Here is a 20,336-nt window from a genome sequence, read left to right as displayed (position 1 = left end):
CAGAGCGGTGCGACGGCGGTGTACGCGTGTGAAGGCGAGGTCAAGGGCGCGCGGACGCAGAGGAGATGCGGCACACGGGAGATGCGAGGCGCAGGAGACCCGGGAAGGAAAGAGGGCTCAGCGCGCAGGGGGTCGGCTCAGAGAGTCGTCGAACACGACGCCGACCACACTCGACCGAAGTCGATGTGGGAGCGCGTGACCAGCCACTGCTGCGAATGCATGGGGCAAGTGGAACAGGCATCCGTTTCCGCGTCAACTGCCGTGAGACCAACCGCTCATATCCTGGACACTCTTGACAGCGGGCCGAAAGCGCCCCGTACTCTCAAGGCGGATCGTGCTGAGGGGCTCGGTCCGTGTGAAGGCATCACCCGTGTGTGATCTCCCGCCGAACGCGACGCTGAATGCTCCGTCGAGCGTTTCGATGTGCGTTCTGATGTGCGTTCCGTCGTGCGCCGGAGATCTCCGCTGACCACGGAGCCTTCACCATGTCTTCCGACACGCTAGCCAAAGCCGCAGCGGCCCCTCCTCAAGACCCACCACCCGATGTCCCGCGCATCGTGCCGCAGCGCCGCGCCGGGCAGTGGGTGGCCGCAGCCGCGGTCCTCGTGCTCCTCGCGCTCGCCGTCAATTCCGTCGTCCGCAACGACGCGTTCCAGTGGGACGTGGTCGGCGACTACTTCACCTCCGCGTCCGTGCTGCGCGGCCTGTGGCTCACGCTCTGGCTGACCGCCGTCGTCATGGTGCTCGGCTTCGTACTCGGATCGATCCTCGCTATGGGCCGACTGTCGTCCAACCCCGTTCTGCGCGGCGTCAGTTGGGGCTACGTGTGGCTCTTCAGGTCGATGCCGATCCTGGTGCAGCTGCTGTTCTGGTTCAACATCGGGGCGCTGTACCCGTACCTCTTCGGCGTGAAGACGGTGAACCTCCTCGGGCCGATCACCATCGCCGTCATCGGACTCACCCTGCACGAGGCCGCGTACGCCGCCGAGGTGGTGCGCGGCGGCATCCTCTCCGTCGACCGGGGGCAGATCGAGGCCGCGCAGGCGCTCGGGCTCAGCCGGTGGCGCAGATGGCGGCGGATCGTCCTCCCGCAGGCCATGCGCTCCATCGTGCCGCCCGCGGGGAACATGCTGATCGGCACCCTCAAGGGCACGTCGATCGTCAGCGTGATCGCGGTGCAGGACCTCCTTTACTCCGTGCAGCTCGTCTACCACCGCACCTACCAGGTGATCCCGCTGCTCCTGGTCGCCACCATCTGGTACGTCGTGATCACCTCGCTGCTCAGCGTCGGCCAGTACTACGTGGAGCGGCACTACGCGCGCGGTTCGGGGCGCACCCGATGAGCGTGACGGAGCGCCGGGCCGCCGGCGACGATCTGGTGAAGGACGACTTCGGCGCGCTCAAGGTCGTTCCCGTACGCCACCCCTGGCGCTGGGCCGCCGTCGTCGCGACCGCCGTCCTCCTGGCCCAGTTCGTGCACGGCCTCGCCACCAACTCCGGCTGGGAGTGGGGGGTGTTCGCCGAGTTCTTCACCGCCGACGTGATCCTCAAAGCGGTCTGGGTCACCCTCCAGCTCACCTTCTACGGCACGGCCCTCGGCTTCGCGCTCGGCATCGTGATCGCCTTCATGCGGCTCTCGGTGAGCCCCTTCCTGCGGGCGGTGGCCGTCGGCTACATCTGGGCGTTCCGGTCGATCCCGCTCATCGTGCAGCTGCTGTTCTGGTTCAACCTGGCCTACCTCTACAAGGAGTTGCAGTTCGGGATCCCGTTCGGGCCCGGGTTCTACTCCTTCGACACGATGGGCCTGGTCGGGGCGATGAGCGCGGCGGTCCTCGGGCTCGCCCTGCACCAGGCCGCGTACGCCGCCGAGATCGTGCGCGCGGGCGTACTTTCCGTGGACAGCGGCCAGTTGGAGGCAGCGGCGGCGCTCGGCATCCCGCGGCTTCGGCAGATCCGCCGCATCGTCCTGCCACAGGCGATGCGCTCGATCCTGCCCAACGCGGCCAACGAGATCATCTCCCTCTTCAAGGGCACATCGATCGTCTCCGTGATGGCGATCGGCGAGCTCTTCTACCAGGTGCAGGTCATCTACGGCCGCAACGGCCGCGTCGTGCCGCTCCTGATGGTCGCCACCGCCTGGTACGTCCTGCTCACCAGCGCCCTCTCCGTCCTCCAGCACTACGTCGAACGCCACTTCTCTAAGGGGGCATCGCGATGAGCGCGATGGTCGAACTCCGGTCCGTACACAAGTCCTTCGGGTCACTGGAAGTACTGCGGGGCCTCGATCTGGAGGTGCGCAAGGGGGAGGTCACCGTCATTCTCGGGCCCTCCGGGTCCGGCAAGTCCACTCTCCTGCGCGCCATCAACCACCTGGAGAAGGTGGACAAGGGCTGGATCAGCGTCGACGGGGCGCTCGTCGGCTACCGGCGCTCCGGCGACAAGCTGTACGAGCTGCGCGAACGCGAGGTGCTCAAGCAGCGCACCCAGATCGGCTTCGTCTTCCAGAACTTCAACCTCTTCCCGCATCTGACGGTCCTGGAGAACATCGTCGAGGCGCCCATATCGGCGCTGAAGCGGCCGCGCAAGGAAGCCGTCGCCGACGCCGGGACCCTGCTCGACCGGGTCGGGCTCGCCGACAAGGCGGACGCCTACCCCAAGCAGCTCTCCGGAGGGCAGCAGCAGCGTGTCGCCATCGCCCGCGCGCTCGCCCTCGAACCGAAGCTGCTGCTCTTCGACGAGCCGACGTCGGCGCTCGACCCGGAGCTGGTCGGTGAAGTCCTCGACGTGATCAAGGACCTGGCGAGCCAGGGCACCACGATGATCGTCGTCACCCACGAGATCGGCTTCGCGCGCGAGGTCGCCGACACGGTGGTCTTCATGGACGAGGGGCTCATCGTCGAGCAGGGCGCCCCCGGCGACGTACTGGACCGTCCGCGGCACGACCGCACCCGCGCGTTTCTCTCCAAGGTTCTCTAGCCCAAGCGTTCTCCGGCCCAAGAGTCCTCAGGACCAAGCGTCCTCAAGACCAAGATTCTCCAGGAGCTCCCGCATGCTTTCCCGACGTACCACCCTCGCCGCCTCCGTCGCCGCCCTGGCCCTCGCGCCCCTGCTCAGCGCCTGCGGCGGGGACAGCGACGCCGCGACCGGCGGCGGCGAGCCCGGCACCAAGAAGGTCGGCAACATCAACATCGGGCCCGACCAGAACCGCGTACGCGGCAAGAAGGCCGACGCCCTCGCGAAACTCCTGCCCGAGAAGGTGCGCGAGCGCGGCACGCTGCGGCTCGGCGGCAGCGCCGACTCGGTCGCGCCGCTCGGCTTCTTCGCCACCGACGACAAGACGCGGATCGGCTCCGAGGTCGACATCGCGAGCCTGGTCGCCGACACGCTCGGCCTGAAGCCGAAGTTCGAGCAGGTCTCCTGGGAGAACCTCTTCGTCGGCCTGGACAGCGGGAAGTTCGACGGGGTCTTCTCGAACGTCACGGTGACCGAGGAGCGCAAGGAGAAGTACGACTTCGCGACCTACCGCCACGACAACATCGCCTTCGAGGCGCGCAAGGACGCGAAGTGGACGGCGAAGAAGCCCGCGGACGTGGCGGGCAGGACGATCGCGGTCTCCTCCGGCACCAACCAGGAGAAGATCCTCGTCGACTGGAGCGAGGAGAACGAGAAGGCCGGGCGCAAGCCGGTGAACATCAAGTACTTCCAGAAGGACTCCGACTACTACCTGGCCCTCCAGTCGGGGCGCATCGACGCGTATCTCGGCCCGAACCCCTCGGCCGCCTACCACGTCGCGTCGTCGGGACAGACGAAGATCATCGGGACCCTTTCGGGCGCAGGCCCAAGCATCCAGGGCGAGATCGCCGCCACCACGAAGAAGGACAGCGGACTCGTCGACGCGTACGCCGCCGCGCTCAACCACGTGATCAAGGACGGAAGCTACGCCAAGGTCCTCAAGCGCTGGGGTCTGACGAGCGAGGCCGTCAAGGAGTCGGAGGTCAACCCCAAGGGTCTGCCCAAGGAGTAGAGCCATCGGCGGGGAGCCGTTAGCCGGTACCCGTATGCCCCTATGGAAAGGTTGATCACATGACGACGGATGCGACGACGGACCCGGTACGCGACTGGAAGCACTGGCACGAGCAGCGGACGGAGACGGTGTCGGCGCCCTACGGCCCGCTCTCTCTCACCGGCACGCACTGGCTCGCGGACTACCCGGACGGATCGCTTCCGGGCATCCCCGGGCGCTGGACCGAGGCGGGCGACGAGATCGTCCTGACCGCCGAAGTGGACGACGGGCTCACTCTCGACGGGCAGCTCTTCCACGGCGAGGCCCGTCTCGGCGCAGACCCCGGCCCGGTCGCCGCCGCCCGGGTCGGGCACGGCGACCGCCGTTTGGTCGTGCTGCGGCGCGAAGGGCTCTGGGCGGTACGCGACTTCGACCCGGAGTCCGCCACGCGCCGCGCCTTCCAGGGCATCGAGGCCACCGAGTACGACGCGCGCTGGGCGGTGCCGGGGCACTTCACGCCGTACGCCGCCGACAGCACCGTCGACGGGGTCCGCACCGTCAAGGTCGGCAACGCGGACGGGGTGGAGCGGGGGCTCGGCCTCGGCGGAGAGCTTGCTTTCAGCCTGTCCGGCACGGAGCACACGCTCCAGGTTTCGGTGGAGGGCGACGGGTCGCTGTGGGCGGTGTTCGGCGACGCGACCGGCGGGGTGTCGAGCTACCGGTTCAGGTTCCTGCGGCCCGCCGCGCCCGACGCCGAGGGGCGCACGACGGTCGACTTCAACCGCGCACTGCTTCCGCCGTGCGCCTTCGCCGACCACTTCATCTGCCCCTTCCCGCCCCCGGGCAACACCCTTGACGCCGAAATCGCCGCAGGGGAGCGGAACCTTATCGACAGCTGACTCGTCTGACACAGGCTCGTCAGAAACAGAGCCGATGACCCGAGCCCCGGCGGCGTACGACAGGTACGACAGCCGCCGGGGCAGCTCGGCATGTATATGGCTTACGGCCGAAAGCCGCTCTTGTGCGCGGTGTCCGCGGCCCGAATACTCCCGAGCAGCGCTTGTCAGGGGCACGGCGTAACCGGAATCCGGCTTGCCAATTGCCCATTGGCTGCGCCTCACGGGCCGCAACCCACACGGCCCACTGACTTCCCCCTGGGAGGAACAACAAGTGAGGAACAAGCGCACCACCCCCCGCAGCGGCATAGCGAGACGCACCCGTCTGCTCGCCGTGGCCACCGGACTTGTGGCCGCCGGCGCGCTCGCCGTCCCCGCTGCGAACGCCAATGACGTCACCACCTTCAGCTCGGCGCAGCTCAACAACGCGAGTAACGCGGTACTCGACGCGGATGTCGCAGGCACCGCATGGCGCGTCGACAAGGCGACGAACCGCCTGGTCGTCACCGCCGACAGCACCGTCTCCAAGGCCGAGATCGCCAAGATCAGGGAGGCGGCGGGAAGCAACGCGGACGCCCTCGAGGTCGAGCGCACTCCCGGCAAGTTCAACAAGCTGGTCTCCGGCGGCGACGCGATCTACGCCTCCAGCTGGCGCTGCTCGCTCGGCTTCAACGTCCGCAGCGGCAGTACCTACTACTTCGTCACCGCCGGTCACTGCACCGACGGCGCGGGCACCTGGTGGTCCAACTCCGGACACACCACGACGATCGGGTCCACGACGGGATCGAGCTTCCCGACCAACGACTACGGCATCGTCAAGTACGCCGCCGGTTCGGCCACTCCTCCCGGCACGGTCGGCAGCCAGGACATCACCAGCGCGGGCAACCCCACCGTGAACCAGACCGTCACCCGGCGCGGCTCGACCACCGGTACCCACAGCGGCAAGGTCACCGGTCTGAACGCGACCGTCAACTACGGCAACGGTGACATCGTCTACGGCATGATCCAGACCACGGTCTGCGCCGAACCCGGTGACAGCGGTGGCCCGCTCTACGCGGGGACCAAGGCGCTCGGCCTCACGTCGGGCGGCAGCGGCAACTGCTCCTCGGGCGGGACGACCTTCTTCCAGCCGGTCACCGAGGCGCTGAGCGCGTACGGCGTGAGCGTGTACTGATCCGCTGCTCCATCGATCCATATCGATCCATTGATCCATTGATCCACGTACGACAGCAGGTCTGCAGCCAGCAGCGGGAGAGCCCCCGTCCGGAAGTCCGGGCGGGGGCTCTCTCCTGTCTCCCGTCTCCCTTTGCGCGCCGTACGGCGCTACCTTCGAAGTGCACGCCCAACACGCCCAATTCGGACCCTGGGGGGCCGGCATGGTCGAGGAGCTGGTGGCAGCGGGAGTGGCCGTCGGATGTGCCGGAGCGGTCTATGTGATGGCCGCGGCGCGTGTCGTCAAACAGTACGAACGAGGTGTGGTGCTCCGGCTCGGGCGGCTGCAGAGCGGGGTGCGCGGACCCGGGTTCACGATGATCGTGCCGTTCGTCGACCGGCTCCGTAAGGTGAACATGCAGATCGTGACGATGCCGGTCCCCGCGCAGGACGGCATCACCCGGGACAACGTCACGGTGCGCGTCGACGCGGTCATCTACTTCAAGGTGGTCGACGCCTCCGATGCCGTCGTCCAGGTGGAGGACTACCGCTTCGCGGTCTCGCAGATGGCGCAGACGTCGTTGCGCTCGATCATCGGCAAGAGCGAACTCGACGATCTGCTCTCCAACCGCGAGAAGCTCAACCAGGGCCTTGAGTTGATGATCGACTCTCCTGCCGTCGGATGGGGCGTGCAGATCGACCGGGTCGAGATCAAGGACGTATCGCTCCCGGAGACGATGAAACGGTCCATGGCCCGGCAGGCCGAGGCCGACCGCGAGCGGCGGGCGCGCGTGATCAACGCGGACGCCGAACTGCAGGCCTCCAAGAAGCTGGCCGAGGCCGCGCACGAGATGTCGGAGGAGCCTGCCGCGCTCCAGCTGCGGCTGCTCCAGACCGTGGTGGCGGTCGCCGCCGAGAAGAACTCCACCCTCGTGCTGCCCTTCCCCGTCGAACTGTTGCGCTTCCTGGAACGGGCCCAGCCGACTCCGCCGACGCAGCAGCAGCCTGCCGCCACGCCCGTTGAGCCCGCCGTCGAGCCCGCCGTCGAGCCCGCCGTCGGGCCCGCCGTCGCGCTGCCGGATTTCGGTGCGGCGGATTCGGAAGCCGGGGCTCCGGGCGCGCAGGGAGCGTCGAGAATCGGACAGGACTAGTCCTTACCCACTGCCGATCACCCGCTCGCACGGGGTGTTTGCAACGGGAACCGACGTGGTGAGACCGGTATCGGTGAAGACACAGGGGGCGCACAGTGTTTGTCGCGTGCGCGTCCTGAAGTAGACCTTGTGTGCTACCAGGCGGTATCGGGATAGTGGGCCGCACCATTTGGCATGGACGCGGCTTTCCCAGCGTGAGCGACTCCGTGCCGGTACGCCTTCCGGTCCCCAGGTCCCCACACCGAACGGGCCGACCCCCCACAGGAGGACGTGAATTGAAGCACCGACGCATATCCAAGCGACGTGCCGCCGTGGCAGGTGCGGGCATCACCGCACTGATCGCCGCCGGAATCACCTTCCAGACTGCGAACGCAAGTGAGAGTGCCCCGACCCCCACGCCGGACACCCTCTCGATCGCGAAGGCCGGAAAGCTCGCCTCGACCCTCGGCAAGGACCTCGGTTCGGACGCCGCGGGTACGTACTACGACGCCAAGGCCAAGAACCTCGTCGTGAACGTCCTCGACAAGAGCGCGGCGGACGCGGTCGAGTCTGCGGGCGCCAAGGCGAGAATCGTCGAGAACTCCCTCGCCCAGCTGAAGAGCGCCCGTTCGACGCTCAGCGACAAGGCGTCCATCCCCGGCACCTCGTGGGCGGTCGACCCGGCCACCAACAAGGTCGTCGTCACGGCGGACCGCACGGTCAAGGGCGCCTCGCTCGACAAGCTCGACTCGGTCGTGAAGGGGCTCGGCTCCAAGGCCGAACTCAAGCACAGCAAGGGGGAGTTCAAGCCCCTGATCGCGGGTGGCGACGCCATCTGGGGCGACGGCAGCCGCTGCTCGCTCGGCTTCAACGTGGTCAAGGACGGCGCTCCGTACTTCATCACGGCCGGGCACTGCACCGAGGCCGTCAAGAGCTGGTCCGAGAAGCAGGGCGGGCCCGTGATCGGTGAGAACGCCGACTCCAGCTTCCCCGACAACGACTACGGCCTGGTCAAGTACACCGGCGACACCGCGCACCCCAGCGAGGTGGACCTCTACGACGGTTCGACCCAGGCCATCGCCAAGGCGGGCGACGCGACCGTCGGCCAGAAGGTGCAGCGCAGTGGTTCGACCACGCAGGTGCACGACGGCACGGTCAAGGGTCTCGACGCCACCGTGAACTACGGCAACGGCGACGTCGTCAACGGACTCATCCAGACCGACGTCTGCGCCGAGCCCGGCGACAGCGGGGGCGCGCTCTTCGCGGGTGACACCGCGCTCGGCCTGACCTCGGGCGGCAGCGGTGACTGCAGCGCCGGCGGGGAGACGTTCTTCCAGCCGGTTCCCGAGGTGCTGAGCGCCGTCGGTGCGGAGATCGGCTGAGGTAGGAACGCCCCCCGGCGGGGGCAGCAGCAAGATGTGGGGCCGGTTCGCCACGGGCGGACCGGCCCTTTTGCGCGCCTTCTTGTGATTCCACTTCTTGTGAAAACGTTCACAAAGGGACCTTCGGCCCGCCCTGAGAGGCCTTTATCGGCGCCTGCGGGGCGGTGCGCAGGTGTGCAATTGAGGCATAAGCGAAAAGGTCTCACCGAAGGAGCCCCGCCATGGAGGCCAACGAGATGGTGGACGGACAGAACGAGATGGTGGACGGACTGGTCGGGGGAGCGCTGACCGCGCTCGACCGGTTCGCCTCGTACGACCAGGAGCAGGTCGACCACATCGTCAAGAAAGCCTCCATCGCCGCACTGGGCCGGCACGGGGAACTGGCGGAGCTGGCCGTACGGGAGACGGGTCGCGGCCTCTTCGAGGACAAGGCCGTCAAGAACCTCTTCGCCTGCGAGCACGTCGTCAACTCGATGCGCGGCCTGAAGACCGCGGGCGTCATCTCCCGCGACGAGCTGAACGGCATCACGGAGATCGCCGAACCGGTCGGCGTCATCTGCGCCATGACCCCGGTGACCAACCCGACGTCCACGACCCTCTTCAAGGCCCTCATCGCCCTGAAGACCCGCAACCCGATCATCTTCGCCTTCCACCCCAGCGCCCAGCGCTGCTCCGCCGAGGCCGCCCGCACCGTGCGCGACGCCGCGATCGAGGCCGGCGCCCCCGCGGACTGCGTGCAGTGGATCGAGGAGCCCTCGATGGAGGCGACGGGTCTTCTCATGAACCACGAGGGCGTCTCCATCATCCTCGCCACCGGCGGCAACGCCATGGTCAAGTCCGCCTACTCCTGCGGCAAGCCCGCGCTCGGCGTCGGCGCGGGCAACGTACCCGCCTATGTCGCGCGCAGCGCCAAGCTGCGGCGCGCCGTGCACGACATCGTGCTCTCCAAGTCCTTCGACCACGGCATGATCTGCGCGTCCGAGCAGGCCGTGATCCTCGACAAGGAGATCTACGACGAGGGGCTCACGGAGTTCGAACGGCTCGGCGCGTACGTCGTCACGGCGGCCGAGAAGACCAAGCTGGAGGAGTTCGTCTTCGGGGCGACGGCCTACGGCGCCGACTGCTCGGGCGCCAAGCTGAACGCGTCGGTGGTCGGCAGGTCGCCGCGGTGGATCGCCGAACAGGCCGGTTTCGAGGTCCCCGAGGGCACGTCGGTCATCGTCGCCGAGTGCGCGGAGGTCGGCGAGGGGGAGCCGCTCACCCGCGAGAAGCTCTCCCCGATCCTGGCCGCCCTGAAGGCCGACTCCACCGAACAGGGCCTCGAACTGGCCGCCCGGATGGTCGAGTTCAACGGCCTCGGCCACAGCGCCGCCATCCACACCGAGGACGAGGAGCTCGCCGAGGAGTTCGGCAGGCGCGTCAAGGCGGTCCGCGTCATCGTCAACGCGCCGTCGACCTTCGGCGGCATCGGTGACGTCTACAACGCCTTCCTGCCCTCGCTCACGCTCGGCTGCGGCTCCTACGGACACAACTCGGTGTCCAACAACGTCTCCGCGGTCAACCTGATCAACGTCAAGCGGATCGGACGGCGCAACACCAACATGCAGTGGTTCAAGGTCCCGCCGAAGATCTACTTCGAGCGCAACTCCCTGCGCTACCTCGGGGAGATGGACGGCATCAGGCGGGTCTCGATCGTGACGGACAGGACGATGTCGACGCTCGGGTTCGTCCAGAAGGTGACCGACATCCTCGCCGCGCGCCCCGAAGCCGTCACCGTCCAGGTCATCGACGACGTCGAGCCCAACCCGGAGCTCGCGACCGTGCGGGCCGGAGCCGCGCGCATGCGGGACTTCGGGCCTGACACGATCATCGGGCTCGGCGGTGGCTCGCCGATGGACGCGGCGAAGATCATGTGGCTGATGTACGAGCACCCGGAGATCGAGTTCGCGGACACCAAGGAGAAGTTCTTCGACATCCGCAAGCGGGCCTTCAAGTTCCCGGGGCTTGGCGAGAAGGCGCAGATGGTGGCCATTCCGACCACCTCCGGGACCGGCTCCGAGGTCACCCCCTTCGCCGTCATCTCCGACCCGAAGGCCGCGCAGAAGTACCCCCTCGCCGACTACGCGCTCACCCCGAACGTCGCGATCGTCGACCCGACCCTGCCGATGAAGCTCCCCGCGACGGTCACCGCCGACTCCGGCTTCGACGCGCTGACCCACGCCACCGAGGCGTACGTCTCGGTGTACGCGAACGACTACACCGACGGGCTCTGCCTCCAGGCCATCAAGCTGATCTTCGAGAACCTGGAGCGGTGCGTCGTGAACGGGGCCGGTGACCCCGAGGCGCGCGAGAAGATGCACAACGCGTCGACCGTGGCGGGCATGGCCTTCGCCAACGCCTTCCTGGGTCTGGTGCACGCGATGGCGCACACCCTCGGCAACACCTTCCACGTCTCGCACGGCCGCACCAACGCGCTGCTCCTGCCGCACGTCATCCGGCACAACGGCACCGTCTCCGGCAAGGCCACTCCGTGGCCGAAGGCCGAGGTCTACCGGGCGCCGGAGCGGTTCCAGGAGATCGCGCGCATGCTGGGGCTTCCGGCGGATTCCCCTGAGCAGGGGGTGGAGTTCTACGCCCTCGCAGTCGAGGAGCTGCGGGCCAAGTGTGGCCTCCCTGGGTCCTTCCAGGAGGAGGGGGTCGATGAGGCGGCCTTCATCGGTGCGCTGCCCGAGCAGGCTATGAACGCGTATGCCGACCAGTGCGCGCCCGCCAATCCGCGGATGCCGATGCTTTCCGAGATGGAGGGGCTGATGCGGCGGGCGTACTACGGCAACGGGGTGGGTGCCTGATCCGGTTCGCCGTCCGCGGGCCGTACGTGGCTTGTCGCGCAGTTCCCCGCGCCCCTTACGGGGCGCGGCTAGCGTTTGGGCCAGTACCAGAGGGGCTCGTCCAGCATGCTCTCCCGGCCCGCCACCGTCGTCTGCCCGGACTCCTTGAGCAGCTCTATGGAGTTCACGTCGACGCGGTGGCGGGCCGCCCCCTTGGCCACCGCTTCGGCCAGTGGCTGGGCGTGGGTCACCAGGACGACCTGGGTCTCCTTCGTCGCCGTGAGGATCAGGTCCGCGAGGGGGCGCAGGAGGTCCGGGTGCAGGCTCGTCTCCGGTTCGTTCAGGACCAGGAGCGAGGGCGGCCGGGGAGTGAGCAGTGCGGCGGCCCACAGGAGATAGCGCAGGGTGCCGTCGGACAGCTCGGCCGCTCCGAGGGGGCGGGTCAGCCCACGCTGACGCAGCTGGAGTTCGAAGCGGCCGCTGTGCTCGGCGATCTCCACCCGGCTGCCGGGGAAGGCGTCGTCCACCGCGGCGTCAAGCGCCGCCGGGTCGCCGATCTCTCGGATGGTCTGCAGGGCCGCAGCCAGGTCCGCGCCGTCATGGCCGAGCACCGGAGTGCGGGTGCCGATCCGCGCGGCGCGCGCGGGGGCGTCGGCGTCGGTGCGTACATGGTCGTAGAACCGCCAGGAGCGGATCAGCTCGCGCAGTCTGAGCAGGTCGGGGGCCAGCTGTGGGTCGGCGAGCTCGCTCAGCATGCTGTCGTACGGCCGGATGCCCTGGGTGCGGTGCCAGCCGCCGTCGGCCGTCCGCGTGCGCACGGCGGGCCCCGCGCGGTCGCAGAGCAGCGCGGCGGGGCGCAGCACGGGGCCCGCCCAGGTGGACTCGCGCTTGATCTCGGGATCGAGGTTGAAGAGGGAGGGCGCCGCGCCCGTGCCCGAGGTGGGGATGGGGTATCCGAAGTCCACCGCGTACCCGAACTCGTCGCCCGCGAAGCCGAGGCGCAGGCCGGTGGCCTCCGCCTTCGCGGGGCCCGCCCACAGCGCGGAGGGCAGTCCGCCCTCGCGGGCCAGCGCGGCCACCGACCCGCCCCGCGCGGAGTCGGCGAGCAGCCGCAGCGCGCGGTACAGGCTCGACTTGCCGGCGCCGTTCGCGCCCGTCACGACGTTCAGCCGGTCCAGGGGGACGATCAGTTTGCGCAGGGAGCGGTAGTTCTCGACCGCCAGGGTGGTGATCATTGCTTCAGCTTCGCACCCGGGTCTGACAATGGCTCCAAAGAGCGGTTCCTCACCGGCGGTGGGCGCCGGTGTCCTCCTCCGTGGCGGGCCGCCGGCCCGGCTGGCGGTCCCCGCGCAGTGCGGACATGGCCAGGGTGACGGCGGTGCCCACGACCGCCCAGGCGGCGAGCACCAGCATCGGTCCTGTGATCGCGTTGCCCTTGAAGTACGCGATCGAGCGCGCCACCCAGGTGCCCGCGCCCGGCGGCAGCCAGGGGCCGATCTCCTTCCAGAACGGCGGCAGCATCGGCAGCGGGAAGGCGCCGCCCGCGCTCGGGTTGCCCGCGATCACGACGAGCAGGACGGCGAGGCCGATGCCCACGATGCCGGTGAGCGACTGCAGGGCGAGCGTGATCATGCCGACCCCGAAGACGACGAGGGAGCCGAGGCCCCACAGCCCCATGATGCTGCCGGGCAGGGCGCCGAGGACCGGGCCGATGATGAGCGCGCCGCCCAGGCCGCCCGCGATCGAGTAGAGCGCCATGACGCCGGTCCTGATCAGCGCGCGCCCGCCGTTCGTGGCCCGGGAGCCCGCGCTGATCGCCAGGATCGAGGCGCACAGATAGCCGCCGACGCACCAGCCGACGACCAGGTAGAAGGACGAGAGCCCGTCGAAGTCCTTGGCGGACGCCGGGGCCACGTCCACGACCTTGACCGTGCGCTTCTCGGCGCCGTCGACCTGGGTGGCGATCTTCTCCAGCGCGGTGGCAAGGACGGTGCCGCCGCCCGAGCCGACCAGAAGGGTGTCGGTGGTGCCCCGGGGGTCGACGATCAGGGCGCCGTCGATGTCGCGGTTCATGATCTGGTGCCGGGCCGCGGCCTCGTCCTTGACCACACGCGGGTCGAGCGGGTCGCCGGGGAGTTTTCCGAGCTTGGCCGAGGTCTCCTCCGCCGCGGGACCCGGAGCGACGACTCCGAAGGGCACGTCTTTCGGCTTCGGGTCGTGCAGGGCCCCTACGTAGGAGGCGATGAACAGCAGTTGCAGGGCCAGTACGCCGATGACCAGCAGGGCTGCTCGCGGGGTGACGGCGCTCTTCACATCATCGGTGAAACTCATGTCCCCACGCTCCGTGGCTCCTGTCGTTCCCGCAGGTGGGCGGGGCCGAATGGGCGAAGCGGAACCGGGTGCCGTACACCTGCATCGTACGTACGTTCGAAACTTGGTCTATGGTGGAGGTGGGGGATGTGAGAACGGATCGATTCAGGGTTTCAGGAGGTGCGTGTGCTCGGGTTCACGCATCTGCACACCGTCTCCGGGTTCTCCCCGCGGTACGGGGCCTCGCATCCGGAGCTTCTCGCCGAGCGCGCCGCCGAGCGTGGCATGGACGCCCTCGCGCTCACCGACCGGGACACCCTCGCGGGAACCGTCCGGTTCGCCAAGGCTTGCGCGAAGGCGGGGGTGCGGCCCCTGTTCGGGGCCGAGCTCGCGGTGGGGGAGCCGGTCGCGGCGCGCGGTGCGCGGCGGCGGACCCCGGTGCGCGGCGGTGCCTTCATCGACGAGTCGACCCCGCGCGTGACCTTCCTCGCCCGCGACGGCGCCACGGGCTGGGCCGCGCTGTGCGGCCTGATCACCGCCGCGCACCGGAGCGGCGAGGGGCAGCCGGTGCTTCCGTGGGAGGAGAACCACGGCGACGGCATGACCGTGCTGCTCGGCCCCGCGTCCGATGTGGGGCGCGCCCTTGCCGCCGGACGCCCCGACCGGGCCGCCCGCCTCCTGGTCCCCTGGCGCGAGCGGTACGGAGACGCGCTGCGGCTGGAGTCCGTGTGGCACGGCCGCGAAGGCACAGGCCCCGGTTCGCTCCGCCTCGCCGCCCGCACCGTCGGCTTCGCCGCCGAGCAGCGCGTCCGCCCCGTCCTGAGCAACGCCGTCCGCTACGCCGACCCGGGGCTCGGCCCGGTCGCCGATGTGCTCGACGCCGCACGCCGCCTCGTCCCCGTCGACCCGACCAAGGAACTCGACAGCGGAGAGCGGTGGTTGAAAGGCGCCGACGCCATGCTGGGCAACGCCGAGCGGATCGTGGAGGCGGCCGGATTCCGCCGCGACACCGCCCACCACCTCGTCGAGCAGACCCGGTCGGTCGCCGCCGAGTGCCTCGTCGACCCCGAGGACGACATCGGCATCGGCTCCGTGCGCTTCCCCGAGCCGCACCTCGTCGGCGCGGGGCGTCGCACCGCGCAGCGCGTGCTCGCCTCGCGGGCGGCGGCGGGCATGGTCCTGCGGGGATACGACAGGCGCCGCACGCATCGCGCGTACTGGGAGCGGATGCACCACGAGCTGGACATCATCGCCTACCACGGCTTCGCCTCCTACTTTCTCACCGTGGCCCAAGTGGTCGACGACGTACGCGACTTGGGGATCCGTGTCGCGGCGCGCGGTTCCGGTGCCGGGTCCCTGGTCAACCACCTCATCGGCATCGCGCACGCCGACCCCGTCGAGCACGGCCTGCTCATGGAGCGGTTCCTGTCCACGCGGCGGTCCGTCCTGCCGGACATCGACATCGACGTGGAGTCGGCCCGCCGCCTCGAGGTCTACCGCGCGATCATCGGCCGTTTCGGCACCGAGCGGGTCGCCACCGTCGCCATGCCCGAGACCTACCGGGTCCGCCACGCCATCCGCGATGTGGGCGCCGCCCTCTCCATGGACCCGGCCGAGATCGACAAGATCGCCAAGTCCTTCCCGCACATCCGCGCGCGGGACGCCCGCTCGGCGATGGAGGAACTGCCCGAACTGCGGGCGGTGGCGGGGGAGACGGAGAAACACGGCCGGCTGTGGGACCTCGTCGAGGCCCTGGACGCACTGCCGCGCGGGGTCGCCATGCACCCGTGCGGGGTACTGCTCTCCGACGCCTCGCTGCTCGCCCGTACGCCCGTCGTGCCCACCAGCGGCGAGGGCCTGCCCATGTCCCAGTTCGACAAGGAGGACGTGGAGGACCTCGGGCTGCTCAAGCTCGACGTGCTCGGCGTGCGGATGCAGTCGGCGATGGCGCACGCGGTGGGGGAGGTCGAGCGGGCCACGGGGGAGCGGGTGGACGTGGACGCGGTGCCGCCGGGCGACCCGGCGACGTATCGACTCATCAAGTCCGCCGAGACGCTCGGCTGCTTCCAGATCGAGTCGCCGGGCCAGCGCGATCTGGTCGGACGCCTTCAGCCCGCGACCTTCCACGACCTGGTCGTCGACATCTCGCTCTTCAGGCCGGGCCCTGTCGCCGCCGACATGGTGCGGCCCTTCATCGAGGCCAGGCACGGCCGCGCGCCCATCCGCTATCCGCACCCGGATCTGGCGGAGCCGCTCAAGGAGACGTACGGCGTCGTCGTCTTCCACGAGCAGATCATCGACATCGTGAACATCATGACCGGCTGCGGGCGCGACGAGGCGGACCGGGTGCGGCGCGGGCTCTCCGACCCCGAGTCGCAGGGGCGGATCCGGTTCTGGTTCGCGCAGCAGGCGGCGTCGAAGGGGTACGAGGCCGAGACGATCGGCCGGACCTGGGAGATCATCGAGGCCTTCGGTTCGTACGGCTTCTGCAAGGCGCACGCGGTGGCCTTCGCCGTGCCCACCTACCAGTCGGCGTGGCTGAAGGCCCATCACCCGGCCGCCTTCTACGCGGGGTTGCTCACGCACGACCCCGGCATGTACCCGAAGCGGCTGCTGCTCGCGGACGCGCGGCGCCGGGGGGTGCCGATCCTTCCGCTGGACGTGAACCGGTCTGCGGTCGCTCACCGTATCGAACTGGTGTCTGATAACCCTGGGGCCCGGGATGTGTGGGGTCTGCGCCTCGCGCTCTCCGACGTCCACGGCATCAGCGAGGCCGAGGCCGCGCGGATCGCGGACGGGCAGCCCTACGCCTCGCTCCTCGACTTCTGGGAGCGGGCCAGGCCCGGAAAGCCGGTCGCGCAGCGGCTCGCGCAGGTCGGCGCGCTCGACGCGTTCGGCGCCAACCGCCGCGATCTGCAGCTGCACCTGACGGAGCTGCGGCGGGGCGCGCGCGGCTCCTCCGGGGCTCAACTCCCCTTGTCCGGCGGGCGCAAGACGGCCCCCGCCGGGCTGCCCGACCTGGACGACGCGGAACGGCTCAGCGCCGAACTCGGCGTCCTGGGCATGGACTCCTCGCGCCATCTCATGGGCGACCACGCGGAGTTCCTCCGGGAGCTCGGCGTGCTGACGGCCCGCCGTCTGCGGGAGGCCGAACACGGGGCGACCGTCCTTGTCGCGGGCGCCAAGGCGGCCACCCAGACCCCGCCGATCCGCTCCGGGAAGCGGGTCATCTTCACCACCCTGGACGACGGCACGGGCCTGGTCGACCTGGCCTTCTTCGACGACGCCCACGAACGGTGCGCGCACACCGTCTTCCACTCCTGGCTGCTCCTCGTCCGCGGAGTGGTGCAGCGGCGAGGGCCGCGCAGCCTCAGCGTGGTCGGCGCGGCGGCATGGAATCTGGCGGAACTGGTGGAGCTGCGGCAGGAGGGCGGCCTTGAGGCGGTGGGCGCGCGTCTCGCCGAGCCGGGGCCGGACCCGGGGGAGCCCGAGGGCGCCCCGGCGGACGACGGCCGCCGCATCCGGATGTCCACGGGGTACGAGATGCACCCCTGGGCCGATCTCCAGCCGCCCGGCGAACGAGCGGCGACAGGGCGCAAGTTGTGGCACCAGAGTCCAGGGAGCGCGGGATGAGGAGGAGTGCGGGATGAGTACCCTTTGCGTGCGTTTTCTCCTGCCGCCGATGTACGAGGCCGCCGTACCCCGGCTGCTTCTGCTGCTCGGCGAGTTCAGCCCCGTCGTCGAGGCCCTGCCGCCCGACGCCGCCCTCGTCGACGTGCGGGGAGCGATGCGCTACTTCGGGCGCGACGCCGTCGAGCTCGCCTCCGTGATCCGGGTACGGGCGCTCGCCCTCTACGGGGTGGACTGCGTGATCGGCGCCGGGCCCGGACCGATGCTGGCGCGGATGGCGGTGCGGGGAGCCTCGCCGGGGGTGACTCTGGCCGTGGGCCCGGAGCCCGACGCCGTCGCTCGGTTCCTCGGGCCGAAGCCGGTCGCCGAACTGCCCGGGGTCGGCCGCGCCACCGCCCGCACCCTCTGCGGGTACGGGCTCGACTCCGTCGGCAAGGTGGCCGCCGCGCCGCTGTCCACGCTGCAACGCCTCGTGGGGGCCCGCGCGGGACGCGAGCTGTACGAGAAGGCGCACGGCGTCGACCGCGCGCGCGTCGTGCCGAACGCCGCCGCCCGTTCCCTCGCCTCCGAACATCCCTTCCCCCGGGACGAGTTGGATCCCGCGCGGCACCGCAGGGCACTGCTCTCGCTCACCGATGAACTCGGCGCCCGGATGCGCGACGAGGATCAGGTGTGCCGCTCCCTGACCCTCACCGTGCGGTACGCGGACCGCTCCACGACGACCCGCACCCGTACGCTGCCCGAACCGACCGCGCACTCCGGCGCGCTGACCACGACCGCGTACGGGATGTACGACGCGCTCGGCCTCCAGCGGGCCCGGGTGCGCGGCATCTCGCTGCGCGCCGAAGGACTCGGGCCCGCCGAACAGGCCGCACACCAGCTGATGTTCGACCCGGTGGACGACAGGGCGCGGCGGATCGAGGCGGTGGCCGACCGGGCGCGGGCGAAGTTCGGTCCTGGCGCGATCGTGCCGGGAACGCTGGCGGCGTAACCGTGTCCGGGTGGCCAAAGGTGTGGCTGCACGTGTGGCTACGCGCGCGGCTAGAGGTCGCGGCGGTGCACGGTCACGATCGCGACGGCCGCCGCCGCCAACGGCCACACCGCGAACACGATCCAGGCCTCGGTGACCGACACCGCGTACTTGGCCGGCGTGTAGTCCATCGCGGGATTCTCGATGAGGGCGTTCCACGCGGTGAGCGGCATCGCGTTGCCGATCTCCTTGACCCACCGGTACTCGTCGCCTTGGAGGAGCGCGGGAAGCAGTAGCAGCGTCACGAGGGTCGTGACGATGCTGCCCGTGGCGTGCCGGACCAGCGCCCCGACGGCCATGCCCACCAGTGCGCACAGCGGCGCGAGCAGCGCGGACGCCGCGACGGCCCGCAACGCGCCCGGATCGCCGATCGACAGGCCCCCGTGCTCCCGCAGGATCGCCTGCGTCACGCCGAACGATGCCACCGATACGACCGTGCCGAGCGCGAGCATCACCGCCGTCACGACGGTCGCCTTGGCCGTCATCACCGCACGTCGGTCGGGGACGGCCGTGAACGTCGTGCGGATCAGGCCGCTGGTGTACTCGCCGAAGACCGTGAGGGCGCCCATGCTGCCCGCGACGACCATGAGGATCTGCCAGGCGGGATCGACGAACGCGCTGGACAGGGTGTCGTACCCGGGCGTCTCCCCGGCGAGGGCCGGATCCTGACGCGTCAGCCAGTCGAGGTTGGACCAGGCGGAGTTCGCGTTGATCCCGGTGACGACCAGTGCGCCGACCGCGAGGACCCAGTAGGTGGAGCGCAGCGACCAGAGCTTGATCCACTCGGCGGCGATGAGATGGCGGAAGCGGGCGCGGGGTTCGGCGGTGACGGCGTGGGGGAGGGCGACGGTTGTCATCGGCGTTCCCCCGCGAGGTATTCGGCGCTGTCGGCGGTGAGTTCCATGAACGCCTCTTCCAGGGACGCGGCGCGGGTGGCGAGTTCGTGGAGCCGTATCCCGTGCCGGAAGGCGAGGTCGCCGATCCGGGACGCGGGCAGACCGGTGACGGTGAGGGCTTCGGCGTCCGCCTGGACACAGGCGCCTTCGGCCGTCAGGAGCTCCGTCAGGGCGGGGGCGTCGGGCGTGCGCACCGCCACGCTCAGGCGGGTGCCACGAGCGGCGAAGTCCAGGACGCTCTCGGCGGCGATGAGTTCACCGCGGCCGATGACGACGAGCTGGTCGGCGGTGTTCTCCATCTCGGACATGAGATGGCTGGACACGAACACGGTGCGCCCCTCGGCGGCAAGTCCCCGGAAGAGTCCACGCACCCACAACACGCCTTCCGGATCCAGGCCGTTGAGAGGTTCGTCGAAGAGGAGGACCGGCGGATCGCCGAGCAGCGCGGTGGCGATCCCGAGGCGTTGCCGCATGCCCAGCGAGAAGCCGCCCACGCGTTTTCGTGCCACCTCGGCGAGGCCCACCTCGTCGAGGACCTCGGCCACCCGGCTCCGGGGGATGCCGTTGCCGTGGGCCAGGGCGCGCAGATGGGCGCGGGCCGTATGCCCGCCGTGCACGTCGCCCGCGTCGAGCAGCGTGCCGACATGGCGCAGGCCGCGGGGCCGGTCCCGGAAGGGGCGCCCGTCGATGGTGGCGGTTCCGCCGCTCGGGCCGACCAGGCCGAGCAGCATCCGCAGGGTGGTGGTCTTGCCCGCGCCGTTCGGTCCGAGGAACCCGGTGACCTGGCCCGGGCGCACATGGAAACTCAGGTCCTTGACGGCGCTCTTGTCGCCGTACAGCTTCGTCAGTTCATTGACTTCGATCACCCGGACCACGGTGCCGGGGTCCGGGGTCGGCGGGCATCGGGCGGTCGGCCACACCCGGGGGCGGCTCCGGTAGCCCGTGGGAGTACGACCGCGGACCAATACCCCTGCGGGGGAAGGGCACATACGATCGGCGCATGGACATCGACCCAGGTCAGGGCACGGCCGAGGAGACCGAGGGGGCTGAGAGAACTACTGAGGGAACTGCTGAGAGAA

Annotated in this window: 14 protein-coding genes and 1 pseudogene; 11 read left to right on the top strand and 4 right to left on the bottom strand. The window is 69.9% G+C overall.

From position 1 onward, the window contains the following. Positions 1-485 precede the first annotated feature (485 nt). The 9 genes from ACWFRJ_RS17865 to adhE all read left to right on the top strand — a co-directional run bounded on the left by ACWFRJ_RS17865 (position 486) and on the right by adhE (position 11,412). Positions 486-1,343 (top strand): amino acid ABC transporter permease, encoded by an 858-nt coding sequence (locus tag ACWFRJ_RS17865; protein WP_453530961.1) that lies wholly within the window; start codon positions 486-488, stop codon positions 1,341-1,343. Continuing rightward, entirely contained in the window at positions 1,340-2,218 is an 879-nt protein-coding gene (locus ACWFRJ_RS17860) for an amino acid ABC transporter permease (protein ID WP_453530959.1), read from the top strand. The genes ACWFRJ_RS17865 and ACWFRJ_RS17860 overlap by 4 nt, the downstream gene beginning before the upstream one ends. Further along, positions 2,215-2,976 carry an amino acid ABC transporter ATP-binding protein gene (locus ACWFRJ_RS17855; protein ID WP_453530956.1) on the top strand — a complete coding sequence of 254 codons (762 nt, stop codon included), beginning with the start codon at positions 2,215-2,217 and terminating at the stop codon, positions 2,974-2,976. The genes ACWFRJ_RS17860 and ACWFRJ_RS17855 overlap by 4 nt, the downstream gene beginning before the upstream one ends. Before the next feature lie 73 nt (positions 2,977-3,049). Then, positions 3,050-4,024 carry an ABC transporter substrate-binding protein gene (locus tag ACWFRJ_RS17850; protein WP_453530953.1) on the top strand — a complete coding sequence of 325 codons (975 nt, stop codon included), beginning with the start codon at positions 3,050-3,052 and terminating at the stop codon, positions 4,022-4,024. 59 nt (positions 4,025-4,083) lie between these two features. Further along, a complete protein-coding gene (locus tag ACWFRJ_RS17845) occupies positions 4,084-4,902 on the top strand; it encodes a DUF1684 domain-containing protein (RefSeq protein WP_453530950.1) in 819 nt (272 codons plus the stop codon). 271 nt (positions 4,903-5,173) lie between these two features. After that, positions 5,174-6,073, top strand: coding sequence for a S1 family peptidase (locus ACWFRJ_RS17840; protein ID WP_453530947.1), 900 nt, complete (start codon positions 5,174-5,176; stop codon positions 6,071-6,073). Positions 6,074-6,275: 202 nt separating this feature from the next. After that, the gene (locus tag ACWFRJ_RS17835) at positions 6,276-7,202 is read left to right on the top strand and encodes a slipin family protein (protein WP_453530944.1); all 927 of its coding nucleotides are present in this window, start codon (positions 6,276-6,278) and stop codon (positions 7,200-7,202) included. Positions 7,203-7,477: 275 nt separating this feature from the next. Then, positions 7,478-8,563 (top strand): S1 family peptidase, encoded by a 1,086-nt coding sequence (locus ACWFRJ_RS17830; RefSeq protein WP_453530941.1) that lies wholly within the window; start codon positions 7,478-7,480, stop codon positions 8,561-8,563. A gap of 221 nt (positions 8,564-8,784) precedes the next feature. Next, positions 8,785-11,412: a bifunctional acetaldehyde-CoA/alcohol dehydrogenase gene (gene adhE / locus ACWFRJ_RS17825; RefSeq protein ID WP_453530938.1), complete on the top strand. Its 2,628-nt coding sequence runs from the start codon at positions 8,785-8,787 to the stop codon at positions 11,410-11,412. A gap of 68 nt (positions 11,413-11,480) precedes the next feature. Here adhE and ACWFRJ_RS17820 read toward each other — a convergent pair whose 3' ends face one another. Together ACWFRJ_RS17820 and ACWFRJ_RS17815 are read right to left on the bottom strand one after the other, a co-directional pair. Then, a complete protein-coding gene (locus ACWFRJ_RS17820) occupies positions 11,481-12,626 on the bottom strand; it encodes an AAA family ATPase (RefSeq protein WP_453530935.1) in 1,146 nt (381 codons plus the stop codon). Between the two features lie 49 nt (positions 12,627-12,675). Continuing rightward, positions 12,676-13,722 (bottom strand): DUF3533 domain-containing protein, encoded by a 1,047-nt coding sequence (locus tag ACWFRJ_RS17815; protein ID WP_453530932.1) that lies wholly within the window; start codon positions 13,720-13,722, stop codon positions 12,676-12,678. Positions 13,723-13,881: 159 nt separating this feature from the next. Between ACWFRJ_RS17815 and ACWFRJ_RS17810 the strand changes: the two are divergent. Next, positions 13,882-17,019: pseudogene (locus tag ACWFRJ_RS17810) on the top strand (DNA polymerase III subunit alpha); the annotation flags it as partial. A gap of 118 nt (positions 17,020-17,137) precedes the next feature. After that, positions 17,138-18,322, top strand: a complete 1,185-nt coding sequence (locus ACWFRJ_RS17805) for a DNA polymerase Y family protein (RefSeq protein ID WP_453530929.1) — start codon at positions 17,138-17,140, stop codon at positions 18,320-18,322. A 50-nt stretch (positions 18,323-18,372) separates the two neighbouring features. Here the strand turns inward: ACWFRJ_RS17805 and ACWFRJ_RS17800 are convergent, their stop codons facing one another. Then, a complete protein-coding gene (locus tag ACWFRJ_RS17800; protein WP_453530926.1) occupies positions 18,373-19,218 on the bottom strand; it encodes an ABC transporter permease in 846 nt (281 codons plus the stop codon). After that, entirely contained in the window at positions 19,215-20,123 is a 909-nt protein-coding gene (locus tag ACWFRJ_RS17795) for an ABC transporter ATP-binding protein (RefSeq protein WP_453530923.1), read from the bottom strand. Before ACWFRJ_RS17795 ends, ACWFRJ_RS17800 begins: the two co-directional genes overlap by 4 nt. Positions 20,124-20,336: the final 213 nt, after the last annotated feature.

Source organism: Streptomyces sp. NPDC055239 (assembly GCF_053606205.1).
This window is presented reverse-complemented; position numbering and strand designations above follow the sequence as displayed.

Excerpts from the sequence above, each read along its gene's own strand:
- ACWFRJ_RS17845 (WP_453530950.1), top strand. The coding sequence starts at position 4,084 with ATGACGACGGATGCGACGACGGACCCGGTACGCGACTGGAAGCACTGG.
- ACWFRJ_RS17850 (WP_453530953.1), top strand. The coding sequence starts at position 3,050 with ATGCTTTCCCGACGTACCACCCTCGCCGCCTCCGTCGCCGCCCTGGCC.
- ACWFRJ_RS17835 (WP_453530944.1), top strand. The coding sequence starts at position 6,276 with ATGGTCGAGGAGCTGGTGGCAGCGGGAGTGGCCGTCGGATGTGCCGGA.
- ACWFRJ_RS17800 (WP_453530926.1), bottom strand. The coding sequence starts at position 19,218 with ATGACAACCGTCGCCCTCCCCCACGCCGTCACCGCCGAACCCCGCGCC.
- ACWFRJ_RS17855 (WP_453530956.1), top strand. The coding sequence starts at position 2,215 with ATGAGCGCGATGGTCGAACTCCGGTCCGTACACAAGTCCTTCGGGTCA.
- ACWFRJ_RS17815 (WP_453530932.1), bottom strand. The coding sequence starts at position 13,722 with ATGAGTTTCACCGATGATGTGAAGAGCGCCGTCACCCCGCGAGCAGCC.
- ACWFRJ_RS17865 (WP_453530961.1), top strand. The coding sequence starts at position 486 with ATGTCTTCCGACACGCTAGCCAAAGCCGCAGCGGCCCCTCCTCAAGAC.
- ACWFRJ_RS17860 (WP_453530959.1), top strand. The coding sequence starts at position 1,340 with ATGAGCGTGACGGAGCGCCGGGCCGCCGGCGACGATCTGGTGAAGGAC.
- ACWFRJ_RS17820 (WP_453530935.1), bottom strand. The coding sequence starts at position 12,626 with ATGATCACCACCCTGGCGGTCGAGAACTACCGCTCCCTGCGCAAACTG.
- adhE (WP_453530938.1), top strand. The coding sequence starts at position 8,785 with ATGGAGGCCAACGAGATGGTGGACGGACAGAACGAGATGGTGGACGGA.